The organism is Aeribacillus sp. FSL W8-0870 (assembly GCF_037963755.1).
In the GTDB taxonomy this organism is placed as follows: Bacteria; Bacillota; Bacilli; order Bacillales; family Aeribacillaceae; genus Aeribacillus; species Aeribacillus composti.
Genome location: NZ_CP150165.1, coordinates 836,074 through 856,442, shown reverse-complemented (window position 1 = coordinate 856,442; position 20,369 = coordinate 836,074). Strand labels below are relative to the sequence as shown.

12 protein-coding genes and 2 pseudogenes are annotated in these 20,369 nt (G+C 39.6%); 4 read left to right on the top strand and 10 right to left on the bottom strand.

Annotation, left to right across the window (positions count from 1 at the left end; genetic code table 11):
- Positions 1-337: 337 nt before the first annotated feature.
- Positions 338-2,197, top strand: a complete 1,860-nt coding sequence (locus tag NSU02_RS04100; protein WP_339194358.1) for an IS1182 family transposase — start codon at positions 338-340, stop codon at positions 2,195-2,197.
- 262 nt (positions 2,198-2,459) lie between these two features.
- On the opposite strand, the gene NSU02_RS04095 is transcribed toward NSU02_RS04100, so the two are convergent.
- From NSU02_RS04095 to NSU02_RS04080, 4 genes and pseudogenes are all read right to left on the bottom strand, one after another.
- A complete protein-coding gene (locus tag NSU02_RS04095; protein ID WP_339194356.1) occupies positions 2,460-3,188 on the bottom strand; it encodes an amino acid ABC transporter permease in 729 nt (242 codons plus the stop codon).
- Between the two features lie 26 nt (positions 3,189-3,214).
- Positions 3,215-3,913 carry an amino acid ABC transporter permease gene (locus NSU02_RS04090; protein ID WP_235600504.1) on the bottom strand — a complete coding sequence of 233 codons (699 nt, stop codon included), beginning with the start codon at positions 3,911-3,913 and terminating at the stop codon, positions 3,215-3,217.
- A gap of 86 nt (positions 3,914-3,999) precedes the next feature.
- A complete protein-coding gene (locus NSU02_RS04085; protein ID WP_094245202.1) occupies positions 4,000-4,854 on the bottom strand; it encodes an amino acid ABC transporter substrate-binding protein in 855 nt (284 codons plus the stop codon).
- 63 nt (positions 4,855-4,917) lie between these two features.
- A pseudogene (locus tag NSU02_RS04080) lies at positions 4,918-5,613 on the bottom strand (amino acid ABC transporter ATP-binding protein).
- Positions 5,614-5,806: 193 nt separating this feature from the next.
- Here NSU02_RS04080 and NSU02_RS04075 point away from each other — a divergent pair.
- Positions 5,807-6,970, top strand: a complete 1,164-nt coding sequence (locus NSU02_RS04075) for an acyl-CoA dehydrogenase family protein (RefSeq protein ID WP_339194354.1) — start codon at positions 5,807-5,809, stop codon at positions 6,968-6,970.
- 846 nt (positions 6,971-7,816) lie between these two features.
- Here the strand turns inward: NSU02_RS04075 and NSU02_RS04070 are convergent.
- The 6 genes and pseudogenes from NSU02_RS04070 to NSU02_RS04045 form a co-directional block, all read right to left on the bottom strand.
- Positions 7,817-9,610 carry an IS1182 family transposase gene (locus NSU02_RS04070; RefSeq protein WP_339194352.1) on the bottom strand — a complete coding sequence of 598 codons (1,794 nt, stop codon included), beginning with the start codon at positions 9,608-9,610 and terminating at the stop codon, positions 7,817-7,819.
- 313 nt (positions 9,611-9,923) lie between these two features.
- Positions 9,924-12,800, bottom strand: a complete 2,877-nt coding sequence (uvrA, locus tag NSU02_RS04065) for an excinuclease ABC subunit UvrA (RefSeq protein WP_094245200.1) — start codon at positions 12,798-12,800, stop codon at positions 9,924-9,926.
- Positions 12,801-12,806: 6 nt separating this feature from the next.
- Entirely contained in the window at positions 12,807-14,789 is a 1,983-nt protein-coding gene (gene uvrB, locus NSU02_RS04060) for an excinuclease ABC subunit UvrB (RefSeq protein ID WP_094245199.1), read from the bottom strand.
- Between the two features lie 125 nt (positions 14,790-14,914).
- Positions 14,915-15,145 (bottom strand): DUF2198 family protein, encoded by a 231-nt coding sequence (locus NSU02_RS04055; protein ID WP_063389185.1) that lies wholly within the window; start codon positions 15,143-15,145, stop codon positions 14,915-14,917.
- 137 nt (positions 15,146-15,282) lie between these two features.
- Positions 15,283-16,178: pseudogene (locus NSU02_RS04050) on the bottom strand (ROK family protein).
- Positions 16,179-16,324: 146 nt separating this feature from the next.
- A complete protein-coding gene (locus NSU02_RS04045; RefSeq protein ID WP_327847712.1) occupies positions 16,325-18,403 on the bottom strand; it encodes a heavy metal translocating P-type ATPase in 2,079 nt (692 codons plus the stop codon).
- A 213-nt stretch (positions 18,404-18,616) separates the two neighbouring features.
- On the opposite strand from NSU02_RS04045, the gene NSU02_RS04040 reads away from it, so the two are divergent.
- Both NSU02_RS04040 and chrA read left to right on the top strand, forming a co-directional pair.
- A complete protein-coding gene (locus tag NSU02_RS04040) occupies positions 18,617-18,937 on the top strand; it encodes a PadR family transcriptional regulator (RefSeq protein ID WP_063389188.1) in 321 nt (106 codons plus the stop codon).
- Position 18,938: 1 nt separating this feature from the next.
- Positions 18,939-20,111 (top strand): chromate efflux transporter, encoded by a 1,173-nt coding sequence (gene chrA, locus NSU02_RS04035; protein WP_339194351.1) that lies wholly within the window; start codon positions 18,939-18,941, stop codon positions 20,109-20,111.
- Positions 20,112-20,369: the final 258 nt, after the last annotated feature.

Here is a 20,369-nt window from a genome sequence, read left to right as displayed (position 1 = left end):
TGTTACATAAGCAGAAAACTGACTTATGGACAGCCCTTCATACGTTATGACACAATGTAAGAAAAAGGCCGTTCTCCTTTCTCGAACGATGTCAGGGCATTTTTTCATGCTAAATAAATTTAATTTTTTGCTAGAGAAATATGTTTTCATTTATTCATTAGCACAAATTGTGTGCAATTAGGTGGAAACTGGCATTTGCAATGAAGGGGCTGTCCGAAAAGTCGATTGAATCGACCTTGGGCTCAGCCCTTTTTTCTGTTTTTAGGGTACAAAAAAATCGTCCTTTTTTATAGAATGAAATTGACCAAAAAACATTCTACAGAAAGGACGATTTCTTATGAATAATCAAATGACTATTCAAGAAAATTATAACACGCAATTAGAAATGACTCTAGAGGGTATTCAAAAAATAGAGGTTCAAAAGAATAAGAAACGCAAAAAACTAGTTTTCCAACCTTATTGCAATCGTCAAGTCATGAGCATTTTAGATATCGAAATGTATATTCCTGAAAATCATGTCGCCCGTTTAGTGGATGAAATGGTGGAATCGATTCCGGATGAAGTGTTGTATACTCATTATGTTGGTGGGGGTCGTGCACCCTATCACCCTAAAATGTTATTGAAAGTGATTTTATATGCGTACACTCAAAATGTTTATTCAAGTCGGAAAATAGCGCAAATGGTGAAAGAAAATCTTCCGATGATGTGGTTGGCGGGATTGCAAACCCCTGACCATCGCACAATAAATGATTTTCGTAGTGTTCGTATGTCAAACATGATGGATTCTGTATTTGAACAATTTGTCCTTCAACTAGTAGAACAAGGACTTATCGACCTCGACCATATTTTTGTGGATGGTACGAAAATAGAAGCGAATGCCAACAAATATACGTTTGTATGGCGAAAATCCGTAGAAAAATATGATCAGAAACTACGAGCCAAAATTCAATCGTTTCTACAAGAAGCGCACCAAATCGCCTTGGAGGAATTAAAAGAAGAACAATTAGAAGAAGAATTAGAAAAATCATCGGCACAACTTTCTGAGAGAATAGAAGCTTTGGAAAAAGATTATAAACAGGAAGAAGACAAAGAAAGAAAAAAAGAACTTCGCTCTAAAAAATCCCAACTCACCAAACAACTGAAAACGATTCAAACGGATTATCTTCCACGATTACGAAAATACAAAGTACAAAAACAGATTCTAGGTGAACGAAATAGCTACTCGAAAACCGACCATGAGGCCACTTTTATGCGAATGAAAGAGGACCATATGAAAAACGGCCAACTCAAGGCGGGTTATAATGTTCAACTCGCCACACAACATCAATTTATCGTGGGATTTGAAATTTATCAAAATCCAGGAGATACTCGCTGTTTCCAACCATTTATGGAAAAGTTATTGGAATCGATGCCGAAGGAAAAGAAACTCAAGTATGTCATTGCCGATGCAGGATATGCGAGTGAAGAAAACTATTTATATGCGATTGGCGAAGAAAAAGAACCTCGTTTTGAATTATTAGCCCCATACCAAACCTATTTGAAGGAACAAAGTAAAAAGTTTAAAAAGGATTTATCAAAAGTACAAAACTGGAAATACATCGAAGAAGACGATTGCTTTATCTGTCCGAACAATCGGAAAGTCGTATTCAAGTATTATCAAAAAAGAAAAAATGCATCTGGATACATACAAGATTTGAAAGTGTACGAGTGTGAAGATTGTACGGATTGCCCGTTGAAGAATGGGTGTACGAAAGCCAAAGGAAATCGTCGAGTATATTGGAACACGATTTATGAAGAAATGAAAGCGAAAGCCAAAGCAGCTCTTGGTGACGAACAAAAGGCAGCTCTTTATGCGAAGCGTAAAGTGGATGTCGAAAGTGTGTTCGGTAACATCAAGGGCAATTTGCGTTTCACTCGATTTCTGTTACGGGGGCTTCATAAAGTCCGAACAGAATTCGGGATTGTGGCAATGGCCCACAACATACTGAAATGGGCCGCAAATTCCCAAACCAATTTCAAAAATAAGGAAACAGAGCGAATGGAAAAACTCATTGTTTTCTCCATTCGCTCTGTTTTTATGGACTTTTTAGACAAGCCCAATTTTTCATTTGTCCACCAAGCAATTATCACGAAACGCGCACTGCTGTATCATATTAGTCCACACTTTGTTCGTAGCACAATTCATGACTTTATATAGGAAAAATTTCACCAAATCGTATCTTCATCTATAAAAGAAACTGAAGGACAACCGAAAATTTAAATAGTGTGGCAACTAGTCCGAAAAGCCATGAAGCGATCAATGGATAAATTTAAAACAATTAATTATCTCGACCTAATTTTTTTGTAAAAAGACCCCACAAAGTGCAATATTTACACATGTGGGGCTTCTTTTTTTCAATTGGTTCAATGTCATTTGGTGTTTTTTTAATATTTCCGTAAATTAGGAAAATTCCATCCAATTATGCAGTTGTTTTTAGATCCATCCGTTTTTCATAACGGCTCATTTTCTTTTCGAGTTTGGCAAATATGACTTCACATACCCAACAAATAATCCAGTAGATGATCGATGCAACTAAATACATTTCTAAAAATTTATATCCATTATTTGCTATAATTCTTGTAATGGCTAAAATTTCTACGACTTTTACAGCAAAAGCTAAAGATGTTGCTTTGATCAGTCCAATAAACGTATTGCCTAAATTCGGAAAAGCCACAACGAATGCTTGAGGCAGGACGATTCGATATAATCCTTGTGCAGTTGTCATGCCAACTGAGTACGCAGCTTCCATTTGTCCAGCGTTTACTGCATTGATCGATGCGCGGAATATTTCTGCCTCATAAGCAGCTGTATTGATTGTATAAGCAATTAATGCATAAATCATCGTCGGAACTTCATCCGCATTTAAATTCAATCCGAAATGACGATTAAGAAAATCAAACAATACCGGAACACCGTAGAAAAAGACGTACAATTGGACAACTAACGGTGTTCCCCGAATAAAAGAAATATAAACAATGGACAATTGATTTAGTACAGGAACTTTATATATTCTGCAAAGAGCAATAAGCAGCCCGAATACAAGTCCAAGCACCATCGCAACAATGGCAATCGTCAATGTCACTGGCACACCTTTTAACACTTCAGGCACTTGCTCTAAAGCAAATTTAAAATCAATAGTTGTTGCCACGAGTTATCACGATCCTTAGCAAAAAATTACTTAGATAAACTAACTCGACCTTTTTTAAACACTTTTTCGGCATAGCCGATAATACCTTCAATGAGGATACAAGTACCCCAATATACAAGAGAGATCACGACATAAATCTCAAACATTCCCATACCATGATTATTCCCTAAAATAATTCGAACTTGCCCCATAATATCAATAATACCGATCGAAAAGGCAAGTGATGTATCTTTTAACAATTCAATAATATTATTGCCTAAATTAGGCAATGAAATGACAAAAGCTTGGGGCAAAATAATTCTCCTTAGAGCTTGTGTATACGTCATGCCAACGCTGTATGCTGCTTCTAATTGCTCCGTGCCGACAGCTAAGTAAGCTGAACGGATAACTTCTGATAAATAGGCTGCTGTATGAAATGAGAATGTAATAATAACAAAAACAAGTCTGTTCCAACTATTAATATCAATATTAAAAACTAGCAATAATTGAGGCAGTCCGAAATAGACAAGAAACAGCTGAACTAATAACGGAGTACAACGTGTGAATGACAAGTAAAATGTTGCAATTCCATAAAGGATAGGCGGTTTTTGGATTCGAATAATCGCGATAATAACACCTAAAATTAAAGCGAAAAATAAAGATGTGACCAGCATGAACAATGTTAGAGGGAGCTTATCTAACACTTTCAAAAATAAATCTGCCCAATCTTGTAAACTCGTGTTAATTTTGCTCACCACCTTCATTAAGAAATATATACGAATTTAAATATACCGTATTGAATGATTAATTAATCATTCAATACGGTTTTTGATTATTTCTCGTATTGGAATCCTTCTTTTTTAATATAGTCAAGGTCTTTGAAAAAGTCTACACCAAACCATTTCTCAGCAAGTTTCGGAAGCGTACCGTCTTCAATCAATTCAGCAGTTGCTTTGTCAATTTTCTCAGCTAGTTCTTTATGTTTTTTGTTATAAACAATATAAACCGGCTCTTTCGAAACGATACCACCTATTTTCAAATCCAACTTAAGCTCTTTTTGAAGAGCATCAAATGTAGTTTTGTTCAAAAATACAGCATCTGCTTTTCCTTCAGCAACACGTTTTAAGTTATCTGCTGCTGATGGATTTTCCATACTTTCAATCTCGATCGGATTATCTGGATTCTTTTCATTGTACCCGTTTAAAATAGCACGAAGTCCACCGCTTGGCGCCATTGGAGCGAGTTTTTTATCAACCATATCATCTAACGATTTAATATCATTTCGATCTGATTTCGTTACTAATACAGTTAAAGAGTATCCATACTCATGTTCTGGATAAAGGAATTTCTGTTCTCTTTCCGGATTTTTGAAAAACCAGTTAATCGCAAAATCGAATTTTCCTGTGTCAACCCCGATTAAATTCGATTCTTCTTCTCCAAACGTATACTCAAACTTGTATTCTGGCAATTTCTTTTCAATTTCCGCTAAATAATCCATATCATAACCGATAGGTTTATTTTGATCATCCGTATATAAAAATGGTGGATTTACTTCATCACTTAATGCCACTTTAATCACTTTTTTGCCGTCATCAGTTTCTTTACTTTCACTGTTCGAACAACCAGCGATGACGAAAATAGATAAAATGAATAAAAAGAATTTTGTCCAAATACGTTTACGTTTCATGCAGTAATTTTCCCCCCATGTAAATTTTAAAATAGTATATTCAGGCTCTATAAGAAGCCTTTTTTAAAATAGTTTTGTACGCTCATGCTTTGGATGAACTAATATTTCTTGAGGCGGTCCCTGTTCAATAATGGCGCCGCCCGCCATGAACACAGCACGATTCGCTACCTCATGAGTTACGATCACCATTGTTTTGCCTTCATCGGCAATTTTTTTAATAATCGACAGAACCTCTCCAACCATCTCAGGATCGAGCGCAAGAAGTAGGTTCATCAAATAAAATGACGGAAGGGTTTAAAGCAAGTGTCGCGCTATACCAACACGCTGCTGTTGACCGCCGGACAGCTGGCTAGGATAGTCATTCATTTTCTCTTCCAGGCCAACTTTTTTAAGTAAATCAATGCCAATTTTACGCGCTTCGGCAGCTTTCATTTTCTTTGCAACGATAAGACCTTCCATTACGTTTTCCAGCACCGTCTTATTTTTAAATAAATTATAATGCTGAAAAACCATTGCGGTCTTTCGTCTTAGCGTTAAATGTCTTTTTTTGACGCATGTTTTCCTTCGACGGAAAACCCATCAATAGTAATAGTACCTCCGTCAGGTCTTTCTAAATCATTCATACATCGAAGAAGGGTGATTCTCCCAGATCCGCTTGAATCGATAATAACTAGGACATCCCCTTTGTTTACTTTTAAATCAATTCCTTTAAGAATTGAATTTTTTTAAAGCTTTTTGAATGTCCTTTAATTCGATTATACGAATCACCTCTCTTTATTATCAAAAATATCAAAACATTGGGTTAATTGAATAATCTAAACTATAACACAACTATTCCTAGTTGTAAAGTGTGAATTAAATTGTTATAATGGAAAATGTTCGTAAATTTAATAGTTCATTGAACCTATTAAAATATTAATCTGAACAGAGTTTGCTTAAGGAAGTGTGGAACGTGTCAAAAAAATTATTTGTGAAAACGGATGCGCAAAGATTGTGGATCGAAAAGCTGTTAAAGCATGAAAAGTCGTTTAAAAGTCATTCTAGGGAAAGCGATGAAAAGACAAAGTTTCCAAAAGAAAATATCCAAGCGCTTGTCAATATGGGGTATACGAAGCTCTCGCTGCCAAAAGAATATGGAGGCGGCGGCATTGGTGTCACAGATCTAGTTCTATTCCAAGAAACCATTGCTAGCTTTGATGGTGCTACAGGCCTAGCCATCGGTTGGCATCTGGGCGTCGTTGGGGAGTTGTATGAGAAAAAACTTTGGAGGGAAGAAAAGCTTGCCTCTTTTGCAAAAGAAATTTTAAACGGCGCTTTGGTGAACAGAGCAGTTAGTGAAGCAAAAACAGGCAGTCCAACCCGCGGCGGGCGCCCTGAAACGGAAGCAGTGAAAAGAGATGGCAAGTGGATTATTTCGGGCAGAAAGACATATACTACTATGTCACCTGTGCTGACACATTTTCTTGTATCTGCATGGGTTGAAGAAAAGGAAGGAATTGGATTTTTCTTAATTGAACGAGAAGCAAAGGGATTATCAATTGAAAAAAATTGGGACGTTATCGCCATGAGAGGAACAGAAAGTCACGATCTTGTGTTAGATAACGTTGAAGTAGCAGAAGAAAATTTTGTAGAGCTAAACCATGGACCGAGAGGAAATACAATAAATGGTTGGATTCTGCATATTCCCGCTTGTTATTTAGGTATTGCACAGGCGGCGCGTGATTATGCAGTGAAATTTGCGACAGAATATTCTCCAAATAGTATAAATGGAACCATTAGCCAATTGCCAAATGTACAAAATTTAATCGGTCAGATTGACTTAGAATTAATGAAAGCTAGACATTTCTTGTATAGCGTAGCGGAAATTTATGATGATGAAGCACGCCGTCCATACATTACAAACGAGCTTAGTGTTGCGAAGCATATTGTGACGAACTCAGCCATCAACATTGTCGATAAGGCGATGAGACTAGTTGGAGCAAAAAGCCTTCAACTGTCAAATCCGCTGCAGCGGTATTATCGTGATGTGAGAGCAGGGCTTCACAATCCGCCAATGGATGATATGACGATTTCTAAATTGGCTCAAACAGCCATTCAAGAAATGGAAAATAAATAATTTATATAATGCCTTCTTTTCACAGGGACTGATTTTAAAAAAGCTGATCCAAGGCCGTCAAATATGGTTTTTTGGGTCAGCTTTTTTATGAATTAGCAATGCATCAAAGATATTCAATACATTCGGTAATTGTAGACATCGTGAGCACAATAACTAAGACGCCGGAGAATCCGATTCATCGAGTCTTCAAAATTATGAATTTGAATGAATGATAGGAGAAACATCAGTTTATAAATCGAGTAGGAGGGAGCGATTAACTCCCGTCCTCTCACACCACCGTACGTACGGTTCCGTATACGGCGGTTCAATTAAGATAATTGACGCAAGTCTTTATAACTTCCGTGAATAGCTGTTCTCTTTATGCCAGTGGTCACTCCACCCTCCAAGAGATCTCCCACGGGATTCACCGCTTCCTCCCTCAAGTGAGGTACTACGTTTTCTGTGTTCATCATGACTCACTGAATGCCAAGGGCTATTCTCTCTTAATTGTTCGGTCCTTCTTAGTTGTTCTAGACCAACTAATACTATGACCTCTGCTGACTTCTGACGGTTCAGCTACTTATCACTAAGTAGGTTATGAAGCGTACTTCACATATCCACCAGACCTCCCCGGGTAAGTACATGCACTTTCACACCATCTATCCGCCTCATTTACTCGATATGACCTTCGACAGAAAGAGCTTTGTTTTGTTTTGCAAACTCACTCAATCATACCTAGCCTTATATGAGGTTCGTGTTCCTCGGACCGGTGTTTTGCCTCCAGCTTCCTTCAGATTCCGCGTCACCACGGACACCCTTGCTCTTGGCTAACCTCTACTTCTGTCTTCGGGGTTCGGGACTTACACCCTATAGTTCATATACATGCCGGGCACACAAAAAGGGCTTGTCTAAAAAGTCCATAAAAACAGAGCGAATGGAGAAAACAATGAGTTTTTCCATTCGCTCTGTTTCCTTATTTTTGAAATTGGTTTGGGAATTTGCGGCCCATTTCAGTATGTTGTGGGCCATTGCCACAATCCCGAATTCTGTTCGGACTTTATGAAGCCCCCGTAACAGAAATCGAGTGAAACGCAAATTGCCCTTGATGTTACCGAACACACTTTCGACATCCACTTTACGCTTCGCATAAAGAGCTGCCTTTTGTTCGTCACCAAGAGCTGCTTTGGCTTTCGCTTTCATTTCTTCATAAATCGTGTTCCAATATACTCGACGATTTCCTTTGGCTTTCGTACACCCATTCTTCAACGGGCAATCCGTACAATCTTCACACTCGTACACTTTCAAATCTTGTATGTATCCAGATGCATTTTTTCTTTTTTGATAATACTTGAATACGACTTTCCGATTGTTCGGACAGATAAAGCAATCGTCTTCTTCGATGTATTTCCAGTTTTGTACTTTTGATAAATCCTTTTTAAACTTTTTACTTTGTTCCTTCAAATAGGTTTGGTATGGGGCTAATAATTCAAAACGAGGTTCTTTTTCTTCGCCAATCGCATATAAATAGTTTTCTTCACTCGCATATCCTGCATCGGCAATGACATACTTGAGTTTCTTTTCCTTCGGCATCGATTCCAATAACTTTTCCATAAATGGTTGGAAACAGCGAGTATCTCCTGGATTTTGATAAATTTCAAATCCCACGATAAATTGATGTTGTGTGGCGAGTTGAACATTATAACCCGCCTTGAGTTGGCCGTTTTTCATATGGTCCTCTTTCATTCGCATAAAAGTGGCCTCATGGTCGGTTTTCGAGTAGCTATTTCGTTCACCTAGAATCTGTTTTTGTACTTTGTATTTTCGTAATCGTGGAAGATAATCCGTTTGAATCGTTTTCAGTTGTTTGGTGAGTTGGGATTTTTTAGAGCGAAGTTCTTTTTTTCTTTCTTTGTCTTCTTCCTGTTTATAATCTTTTTCCAAAGCTTCTATTCTCTCAGAAAGTTGTGCCGATGATTTTTCTAATTCTTCTTCTAATTGTTCTTCTTTTAATTCCTCCAAGGCGATTTGGTGCGCTTCTTGTAGAAACGATTGAATTTTGGCTCGTAGTTTCTGATCATATTTTTCTACGGATTTTCGCCATACAAACGTATATTTGTTGGCATTCGCTTCTATTTTCGTACCATCCACAAAAATATGGTCGAGGTCGATAAGTCCTTGTTCTACTAGTTGAAGGACAAATTGTTCAAATACAGAATCCATCATGTTTGACATACGAACACTACGAAAATCATTTATTGTGCGATGGTCAGGGGTTTGCAATCCCGCCAACCACATCATCGGAAGATTTTCTTTCACCATTTGCGCTATTTTCCGACTTGAATAAACATTTTGAGTGTACGCATATAAAATCACTTTCAATAACATTTTAGGGTGATAGGGTGCACGACCCCCACCAACATAATGAGTATACAACACTTCATCCGGAATCGATTCCACCATTTCATCCACTAAACGGGCGACATGATTTTCAGGAATATACATTTCGATATCTAAAATGCTCATGACTTGACGATTGCAATAAGGTTGGAAAACTAGTTTTTTGCGTTTCTTATTCTTTTGAACCTCTATTTTTTGAATACCCTCTAGAGTCATTTCTAATTGCGTGTTATAATTTTCTTGAATAGTCATTTGATTATTCATAAGAAATCGTCCTTTCTGTAGAATGTTTTTTGGTCAATTTCATTCTATAAAAAAGGACGATTTTTTTGTACCCTAAAAACAGAAAAAAGGGCTGAGCCCAAGGTCGATTCAATCGACTTTTCGGACAGCCCCAACTCTGTTTTATGCGAAAAGGGGAAAGTATGTTCATATATCAAAGAAAATCAGTATTTCCTCGATTTTTCGCTGAAAGGGCTAGTAAAAATCTACAACTCATCTCCTGAAAACCGACGGAATAAAACCATCCGTTTCAGGAACATTCTTCGTCATTTAAAAGAGACTGGCAACAGCCTATTTAACTGTTTGCCGCTGCCTCTTTTTTCAAAATGAAATTTTTCATTCTCTCCCGATCCCGATCCAAAATCGGTTTTAAATATTTTCCTGTATAAGACTGTTTCGCTTCTGCCACTTCTTCAGGGGTACCCGTTGCAATGATTGTTCCTCCGCCGTCCCCGCCTTCTGGTCCAAGGTCGATGATATAGTCAGCGGATTTAATCACATCTAGGTTATGCTCAATTACAAGAACCGTATCTCCGTTTTCAACAAGCCGATGCAAAACCTTCAAGAGCCTTGCAATATCGTCAACATGCAGCCCTGTTGTCGGTTCATCTAAAATATACAGCGATCTTCCAGTAGATCTGCGATGCAGCTCTGAAGCAAGCTTTATCCGTTGTGCTTCCCCTCCGGACATTGTCGTAGCCGGCTGACCAAGTTTCATATAACCAAGTCCTACATCGTAAATGGTTTGCAGCTTCCGTTTGATTTTTGGAATATTTTCAAAGAACTGAAGTGCGTCTTCCACAGTCATTTCTAAAATATCCGCAATATTTTTTCCTTTATATGTGACTTCAAGAGTTTCCCGGTTATATCTTTTTCCGTGGCATACTTCACACGGAACATATACATCTGGAAGAAAATGCATTTCAATTTTAATGATTCCATCGCCTCGGCATGCTTCACAGCGGCCGCCCTTCACATTAAAACTGAAGCGTCCTTTTTTATAGCCTCTTACTTTCGCTTCATTCGTCGCTGCAAACACATCGCGAATATCGTCAAATACGCCGGTATACGTAGCTGGATTTGAACGCGGCGTTCTTCCAATCGGAGATTGGTCAATGCTGATGACCTTATCTAGATGTTCAATCCCTTTCATTTCTTTATAGGCACCGGGTTTTGTTTTACTGTTATTCAGCTTTTGCGCCAAGCCTTTTTGCAATATTTCATTGACTAACGTACTTTTCCCCGAACCAGATACACCTGTTACTGCCAAAAATACACCTAAAGGAAATTTGACATTTACATTTTTTAAATTGTTCTCGCTTGCTCCTTTTATTTCAATATACCTACCATCCGGTTTTCTTCTTTCGACCGGCAATGGAATGAATTTTTTCCCTGACAAATATTGTCCTGTAAGCGAACGGTCATCATTCATCACTTCTTTTGGTGTACCCGCAGCTACAACTTGACCGCCGTGCACGCCAGCTCCCGGCCCAATATCGATCAAATAATCAGCTGCAAGCATCGTATCTTCATCATGTTCAACTACAATCAATGTATTGCCGATATCCCGCATATTTTGGAGAGCACGGATCAGCCTGTCATTGTCCCGTTGATGCAAACCGATAGACGGCTCGTCCAATATATAAAGTACTCCAGTCAGTCTTGATCCGATTTGCGTGGCAAGACGGATTCTTTGAGCTTCTCCACCAGAGAGCGTACCGGCTGATCTGCTTAATGTTAAATAATCAAGACCTACCTCAATTAAAAAATTCAGCCGTTCTTTTATTTCTCTTAAAATCAAATTGGCAATTTTCATTTCTTTTTCTGTCAATGCCAATTGGTCAAAAAACTGATAGGCTTCACGAATAGACAATTGAGTGACTTGTCCGATATGGCGTCCGTTAATAAGAACAGCCAGACTTTCCTTTTTCAGTCGATGCCCTTTGCATGTCGGGCACGGCTGATTCGTCATATATTTTTCCATTTGTTCGCGTATGAAATCAGATGTCGTTTCTTTATAGCGCCGTTCTATATTGCGGACCACACCTTCAAATTCTACATAGCCTTCCCGGATTTGCCCGAAATCGTTCTCATAGCGAAAATAAATTTTTTCCCCGCCGCTTCCAAATAAAATTTTATCGAGCAGATGTTTCGGTATATCTTTAACCGGAATGTCCATATCAATACCGTAATGGTTGCAAACCGCTTGAAGAAGCTGCGGATAATATTGAGAGCTTGTCGGCTCCCACGGTGCAATTGCGTGTTCCTTTAATGTCAAGTTTTTATTTGGAATAACGAGATCCAAATCCACCTCTAGTTTTGAACCTAAGCCGTCACAAGCATGACAAGCTCCGTATGGGCTGTTAAAGGAAAACATCCGCGGTTCAAGCTCTCCAATCGAAAAACCGCAAATCGGGCAGGCATGATGTTCACTGAAAAGCAGCTCTTCGCCATCGATGATGTCAATTATGACTTTTCCATCACCTAATTTTAAAGCTGTTTCAATCGAATCGGTCAACCGGCTTATAATCCCCTCTTTCACGATCAGCCGATCCACAACGACATCGATGGAATGTTTTTTATTTTTTTCAAGAGAAATATCATCGGTAAGCTCCATCATTTCTCCGTCAATCCGCACGCGGACAAACCCTTGCTTTTTTATTTCCTCCAATGTTTTCACATGCATTCCTTTTTTTCCAGACACAATAGGAGCAAGAACCTGCAGTCTTGTCCGTTCCGGATACTCCATAATCCGGTCAACCATCTGTTCGATTGTTTGCGAAGAAATTTCTATCCCATGCACCGGACATGTCGGCCGCCCGACACGGGCAAAAAGAAGCCGTAGGTAGTCATAAATTTCTGTCACCGTTCCGACCGTTGAACGCGGATTTCTGCTTGTCGTTTTTTGATCAATCGAAATGGCCGGCGATAAGCCTTCGATCGCATCGACATCAGGTTTATCCATTTGTCCTAAAAATTGGCGGGCATAGGCAGATAAAGACTCCACATATCGCCGCTGTCCCTCTGCATAAATTGTATCAAATGCTAAAGAAGATTTGCCCGATCCCGATAAACCTGTTACAACGACAAGCTTGTCTCTTGGAATCGTGACATCAATGTTTTTTAAATTATGAGCGCGTGCACCTTTTACAACAATTTTATCCATTGCCATATCCAATCATCCTTCCGCTTTCATCTCCAAAATTAGATCGCGCAGTTCAGCAGCTCTTTCGAAATCTAATGCTTTTGCAGCTTCTTTCATTTCTTTTTCCATACGGGCTATCAGTTGTTCTCGATCTTTTTTCGACATTTTGTTCAGCTTCACAGCCTTTTCCGTTTTATATTCTGCTTCCTCTTCCGCTGCATATGTCGCCCTAATTACATCGCGAATATCTTTTTGAATCGTTTTTGGCGTAATGCCATGTTGACGGTTATATTCCTCTTGAATCGCACGACGCCGTTTTGTTTCGTTTATGGCGATTTCCATCGATTTTGTGATTGTATCAGCATACATAATGACATGCCCGTTTGCGTTCCGAGCCGCCCGTCCGATTGTTTGAATAAGAGAACGTTCCGAACGAAGAAATCCTTCTTTATCTGCATCCAAAATTGCAACGAGAGAGACCTCCGGAATATCAAGCCCTTCCCTGAGCAAATTGATCCCGACCAACACTTCATGTTTGCCAAGGCGCAGGTCGCGGATAATTTCAATGCGCTCGAGCGTTTTAATTTCGGAATGGAGATATGTCACCTTAATCCCGATTTCCCGCAAATAATCCGTTAAATCTTCCGCCATTTTTTTCGTTAATGTGGTCACAAGCACCCGCTCATTCCGTTTAACCCGCTTTTGAATTTCGCCGATTAAATCGTCTATTTGCCCTTCAACAGGTCGGACGTCAATGGTTGGATCTAAAAGTCCAGTCGGGCGGATAATCTGTTCAACAACAACCGGCGTATGCTCCAGCTCATACGGCCCAGGGGTGGCAGAAACATAAATGACATGTTTCATATGCTTTTCAAATTCCTCAAATTTTAACGGACGGTTGTCAAGTGCTGAAGGCAAACGGAATCCATGATCGACAAGCACTTGTTTTCTCGCCTGGTCGCCGTTGTACATCCCACGGATTTGCGGAATCGTCACATGCGACTCGTCAATGACGATCAAAAAATCATCTCCAAAATAATCTAAAAGCGTATAAGGAGTCGAACCGGGCGGTCTTAATGTAAGATGACGGGAGTAGTTTTCAATCCCGGAGCAAAAGCCCATCTCCCGCATCATTTCTAAATCATATCTTGTCCGTTGCTCGAGCCGTTGCGCTTCCAAAAGCTTTCCATTCTCCCGCAGTTCATGCAGCCGTTCCTCAAGCTCCTTTTCAATATTAGCAATGGCAATTTTCATTTTTTCTTCTCTTGTCACAAAGTGTGATGCCGGGAAAATCGCTACATGCTCCCGCTCTCCAATAATTTCGCCTGTCAGCGCATCAACTTCACGGATACGGTCGATTTCATCTCCGAAAAATTCCACGCGGATACAATGTTCATCGCGCGAAGCAGGGAAAATTTCCACTACATCCCCGCGCACGCGAAAAGTTCCCCTGCGAAAATCTACATCATTTCTTTCATACTGCACATCCACTAAACGGCGCAGCAAGTCATTGCGCTCGATTTCCATTCCTGTGCGAAGACTAACGACCAGCTCACGATATTCTTCTGGCGAACCTAAACCATATATGCAAGAAACGCTTGCGATAATAATAACATCTTTCCGTTCAAACAATGCAGAGGTGGCCGAATGTCTTAATTTATCAATTTCATCATTAATGCTCGCATCTTTTTCAATATACGTATCTGTTTGCGGAACATACGCTTCCGGCTGATAATAGTCATAATAGCTGACAAAATATTCAACTGCATTGTTCGGGAAAAATTCTTTAAACTCGCTATACAGCTGTCCGGCAAGCGTTTTATTATGGGCAATGACCAGCGTCGGTTTGTTCACTTCTTTAATCACATTGGATATCGTAAACGTTTTGCCAGTTCCAGTTGCACCTAACAATGTCTGATGTTTTTTTCCTTGCCTGATTCCCTCCACCAGCTCTTTGATAGCTTTCGGCTGATCTCCTTGAGGCTGGTAATTTGAAACTAATTCAAACCGATCCATGGAACATCCTCCAATTCAGAAACTTATATTTTATTTTAACATATAATCAGGCTGAATCACCAAAAATACGAACTGACGTTTGATTTTCATAGACAATAAAAACCTGTCAATCGTGTTGAACAGGTTTAAGTAGATGTTTTCTTATCCTTTTTCATGCTTCTGGCAGCGATAAAACCAGCTGCTAAGCTGGCTACATCCAAAATGGCGATATAAATAGTATCCATATGACCTGCAAAATAAGAGGCAATTAATAAACCAGCCGTCAACAATGTCCCAACGACATGACTATATGTAACTCTTGTGAAAAATAAGACAAGCAAAAAAGGGGCGAATGCGGCAAACACAAGCTTGATCATAAAAAAACCTCTTTTCATCAACGGTTAAACGGTTATACCTTTATTATATGGAAGCCGTTCAAAAGCTTTCAAGCAAAACCACATACCGATGCTTTTTGAACAATAATGGCAATCAATGTTCTTTCACTATGAATGCTTTATTTTTGATTATGCTCCAAAAACGCCTCATATGCTAAACCGTTTGCTCCGCAAAGTCCCGCATTATCCCCTAATCCGGGCGGAACAATATAATCTGCAATGTTTTCTAGCACCACTTCATGGCGAACATAACCGTTTAATAAAGCTTGAACATTTTGATGTATAAGGGGGAACAATTGCTTTTGTTTGGCGACTCCGCCGCCAATTATTATTTTTTTAGGCGATAAAACGAGTATAAGGTTGGCAATTCCTTGTGCAATATAGTACGCTTCCAAATCCCATACTTTCTCATTTTTTTCTAATTCTTGCCCCTTTTTTCCCCAGCGTTTTTCTATTGCTGGACCGGATGCCATTCCTTCCAAGCAATCTTTGTGATACGGACAATTGCCGGCAAACGAATCTTCAGGATGGCGCCGAACAAGCATATGCCCCATTTCCGGATGGATTAGCCCGTGTACTAGATGTCCTTCAGAGATGGCACCGACTCCGATCCCGGTACCGATCGTCATATAAATGCAGCTATTCAGACCTTTCGCAGCCCCCCATTTCATTTCCCCCAGCGCTGCTGCATTGACGTCGGTATCAAAGCCAATTGGAATAGGGAATTCTTTTTTTATCGCTCCGACAAGATTTATATTCGCCCACTGTAGCTTCGGAGTAGATGTTATGTATCCGAATGTTTCGCTTGTGCGATCTAAATCAATCAATCAATCGGACCGAATGAGCCAATTCCAAGCGCTTTAATATCTTTATCCCGAAAAAATTTGACCACTTGTTCAAGCACTTCATCAGGCGTTGTCGTCGGAAAAGAAGTCCGCTCGATGATATTTCCGTTTTCATCTCCAATTCCACAGACAAATTTTGTTCCGCCCGCTTCAATTGCACCTAAAAGCATGCACAATTCCTCCCATGATTTTGTCCATAATGTTATGTCCAATTTTTCATTAGCGGCAGGTTGTCAAATTAATAAGATTATAATAAATGTCATATGTTTATGGAAGAGAAATATTAAAAAATGCAAGAAAAAAAGGCGATCAGCCATTAGCTGAAAGCCTCATTTAGAAGTTTTTTATTTCGTTCCCATAAAATCGTTAAACTAATGAGGGTCACTAAAACAGTCGCCCCCATATCAGACAGAATGGCTATCCAAAGCGTAAGCCAGCCTGGAATCGTCAGCAGCAGTGCAGCGGCTTTTAAACCTAGAGCAATCCCGATGTTTAACTTGATGATTCTGTTCACCTTTTTGGCGGTTGAAATAGCTTCAGGCAGCTTTCCTAAATGATCTTGCATTAAAACGATATCAGCCGTTTCAATTGCGCTGTCTGTTCCTTTTCCCATTGCAATGCCTAAATCAGCAGCTGCGAGCGCAGGCGCATCATTGATACCATCTCCGATCATTGCCGTTTTTCCTGAGAGAGACAGCTCTTTTACCTTTTCCACCTTTTCTTCCGGCAGAAGGTTTGCAAAATATTCACTTAAACCAACCTTTTTCGCCACTTTTTCAGCAGTTTTTTCGTGGTCTCCTGTCAACATGACAGTCCTCTTCACACCTGTTCGGTGAAGCATGCGGATCACCTGGCTGCTTTCCTGTCGAATTTCATCCGCTATACCGACCATACCGAGAACGTTTTTGTCATCTGAAACCAAAACGATTGTTAGTCCTTCCTGTTTAAAGGCCTTTATGTCTTCCTTTACATTTTCGCTGAGCGAAAGATGTTGAATCGTTTTTTCATTGCCGACACGGTATTCCTTCCCGTCTATCTCCGCTTTTATTCCCTCACCTGATGTTGCAACAACGGAGCGAGCCTCCAAAAGGGAAACGTTTAACTCATCTATTTTTTTCATAATGGCTTTAGCGATCGGATGAGTAGAGGATTTTTCAATTGATCCGATGATGCTCCAAAAAGAAGGATCATATTCTACAAACTTCTCTACATAAGGCTCCCCTTTTGTCAGTGTTCCTGTTTTATCAAAAGCTATTATTCCAATTTTCCCTAATTGCTCTAAATAAACCCCGCCTTTTACAAGAATGCCTTTGCGTGCATTTCTCGTGATTCCTGAAACGATAGCAATGGGAGAGGATAAAACTAATGCACATGGACAGCCGACAATTAACACTGCCAATCCTTGATATAAAGATGTTCTCCAATCAACTCCTAAGAAAAGCGGCGGAATAAAAATAACGACAAGAGAGATAAGCATGATCAAAGGAGTATAATATTTCGCAAACTTATTAATAAATTGCTCAGTCGGCGTTTTTGTTTCCTGCGCTTCTTCAACTAAATGCAAAATTTTCGCTAGAGACGATTCTTCATAAGGCTTTGTTATCCGAACTTTCAAAATTCCTTCATTATTAATGCTTCCGCCAAACACTTCATCTTTTGCTTCCTTTTCAACAGGGAGAGATTCTCCAGTAATGGCCGCTTCATTAACTGAGCTTTTCCCTTCCACCACTATCCCATCCGATGGAATTTTTTCACCGGCTTTGACAAGAACAATATCCCCTGCCTTGATGTCATGAATGGAAACTTTCTTTTCCTGACCATCTATAACAATCGTAGCTTCATTCGGCGCAACTTCTAAAAGCGATTCGATAGAACGACGGGCCTTTTCCATTCCCAAGCCCTCTAAATATTCGTTCACTCCAAATAAAATGGCAACAACAGCACCTTCCTTCCACTCTCCAATGCCAAAAGCTCCAATCAAAGCAATTGTCATAAGGGTGTCAATATTAAATTTCAATCGAACGAGGTTTTTGGCCCCTTTCAAAAATGTTTTATATCCGCTGATCACCGTAGCAATTATATACATTGTAACAGCGGCGGATGGTGATAATGTTTTTTCGAACACAACAGCAGCTATAAAAGCTAAAACCGAGAGCAAAACGAGCCACAATAAATAAGAATGTGTATCTTCATGTTTATTTTCTTCCTCAATATAGGCCCCATCCGATGCTAAAATTTTTTTGACTTTAGCAATATTAATTTCTTCATTGACATACAGTTTGCTAGATTGAAAATTTAATTTTGCATTTTCCCCATATTCAAGCTTTTGGATTTCCTCTTCCAGATTCTTTGCGCAATTTGCACAAGACAATCCCTTTACCCGATACTGAATCATTCTCTAATCCTCCAATGAAATAGAGTACACATTGCAGTATACAGTATATGTGTTTATATGAATAAGTGTTCATATTTTATATGTCCATTTTATGAAAAGACAATTCAATTGTCAAATATTTTCGTAAATATAATTTTGACATGTACATATGAATAACCTTACAATATTAATGTTATCGAAATTCGATATCGATTCTCAAAATGGGGGGTAAAAATGGAAGATAAAGTGTTGCGCAAGCTTTTTCTCGGTTTTATACATATTCATATTTTACATCATGCAAGCGAACATCCTATATTCGGCTTGTGGATGCTTGAGGAACTGAAAAGTCATGGCTACAACATAAGTGCAGGGACTCTTTATCCGATTCTCCACGCAATGGAAAAGGACGGACTGTTAGAAAAAACAGAACAAAATGTAGAAGGAAAAATACGAAAATATTATACAACTACACAGAAAGGGAAAGCCGTTCTGAAAGAAGCCCGGACGAAAGCGTACGAGCTTTTTAAAGAAATACATAATGAAGGTGGGGGATAGCATGAAGGAATCAAAATGGAAAACGCTGTTCGAGATATTTGCCATTTCCACAAAGCTTGGATTGACCTCATTTGGGGGACCAATCGCCCATTTAGGATATTTTCATGAAGAATATATTCGGAGAAGAAAATGGTTGGATGAAAAGAGCTATGCAGATTTGGTTGCTTTATGCCATTTTTTACCCGGACCTGCCAGCAGCCAAGCCGGGATCGGCATCGGTCTCATGCGGGGAGGAATATTAGGCGGACTTTGCGCCTTTATCGGCTTTACGTTTCCGTCTGCAATCGCACTGATGATCTTTGCTCTTATTCTTAAAGAGTTACATATTGTTGATGCCGGCTGGATTCACGGCTTAAAGATTGTTGCTGCTGTTGTAGTCGCCCATGCTGTTATTGGAATGGCACAAAAACTTGCCCCTGACCTAGGGAGAAAAGCCATCGCATTAGGCGCGCTAGTCGTTACTTTATTATGGCAACATGCTTTTTCCCAAGTCGTCGTCATGTTGCTAGCGGCTTTTATTGGATTTTTATTATATAAAAAAGTAGAAGAAGACACCCAGACTTCGTTGCAGGTGCCGATTTCAACACGATTTGCCGCAAGCTGTTTATTGTTATTTTTCGGGCTTCTCCTTTTCCTTCCTTTATTAAAAGTGTGGACTTCTTCTTACTGGATCGGCTTGTTCGACAGCTTTTACCGCTCTGGATCTCTCGTATTTGGAGGCGGACATGTAGTGCTCCCGCTGCTTGAACAGGAATTTGTTCCAACAGGAATGTTGACAGAAAAAGAATTTTTGGCAGGTTACGGAGCAGCACAGGCAGTTCCTGGTCCTTTGTTTACATTTGCTTCTTATATTGGAGCGGTCATGAATGGATGGGCTGGGGGATTCGTTGCAACTTGCGCCATCTTTCTTCCGGCAATTCTGCTCATTTTTGGTACATTACCGTTTTGGGGAAAGCTTCGAAGCAATTCCAAGATTAATGGTGCGTTAATGGGCATACAAGCTGCTGTCGTCGGAATTTTAATTGCCGCTTTTTATGATCCGATCTGGATAAGCTCCATTAATCGTCCGATTGATTTTGCTTTTGCTGCAATTTTATTCAGTATGCTCGCTTATTGGAAGATAGCTCCATGGATCATCGTCTTAACGGGCGCCATTGGCGGCTTGTTCTTGTAAAATTAGATCTGCTGACACAAAGGTCCTTCAGGTTTCATTTGATATGATCCCTCTTATGTAGACCTGTCTACCATAAGAGGGATTCCTTACGGCTAAACCGGACAAAGTATGCCCTTTTCCGACATTGTCTGATCTGGCAGAAGCTGCTATTCATGCCCGGCTTCACCCGTTCCTGTATGAAGGCTAGTCGACAGCGTGAATTAACCAAGTTAACGTTTAGGCAAGGCTGTTCAAGAACGAGAGGTTATCTTCTGCTAG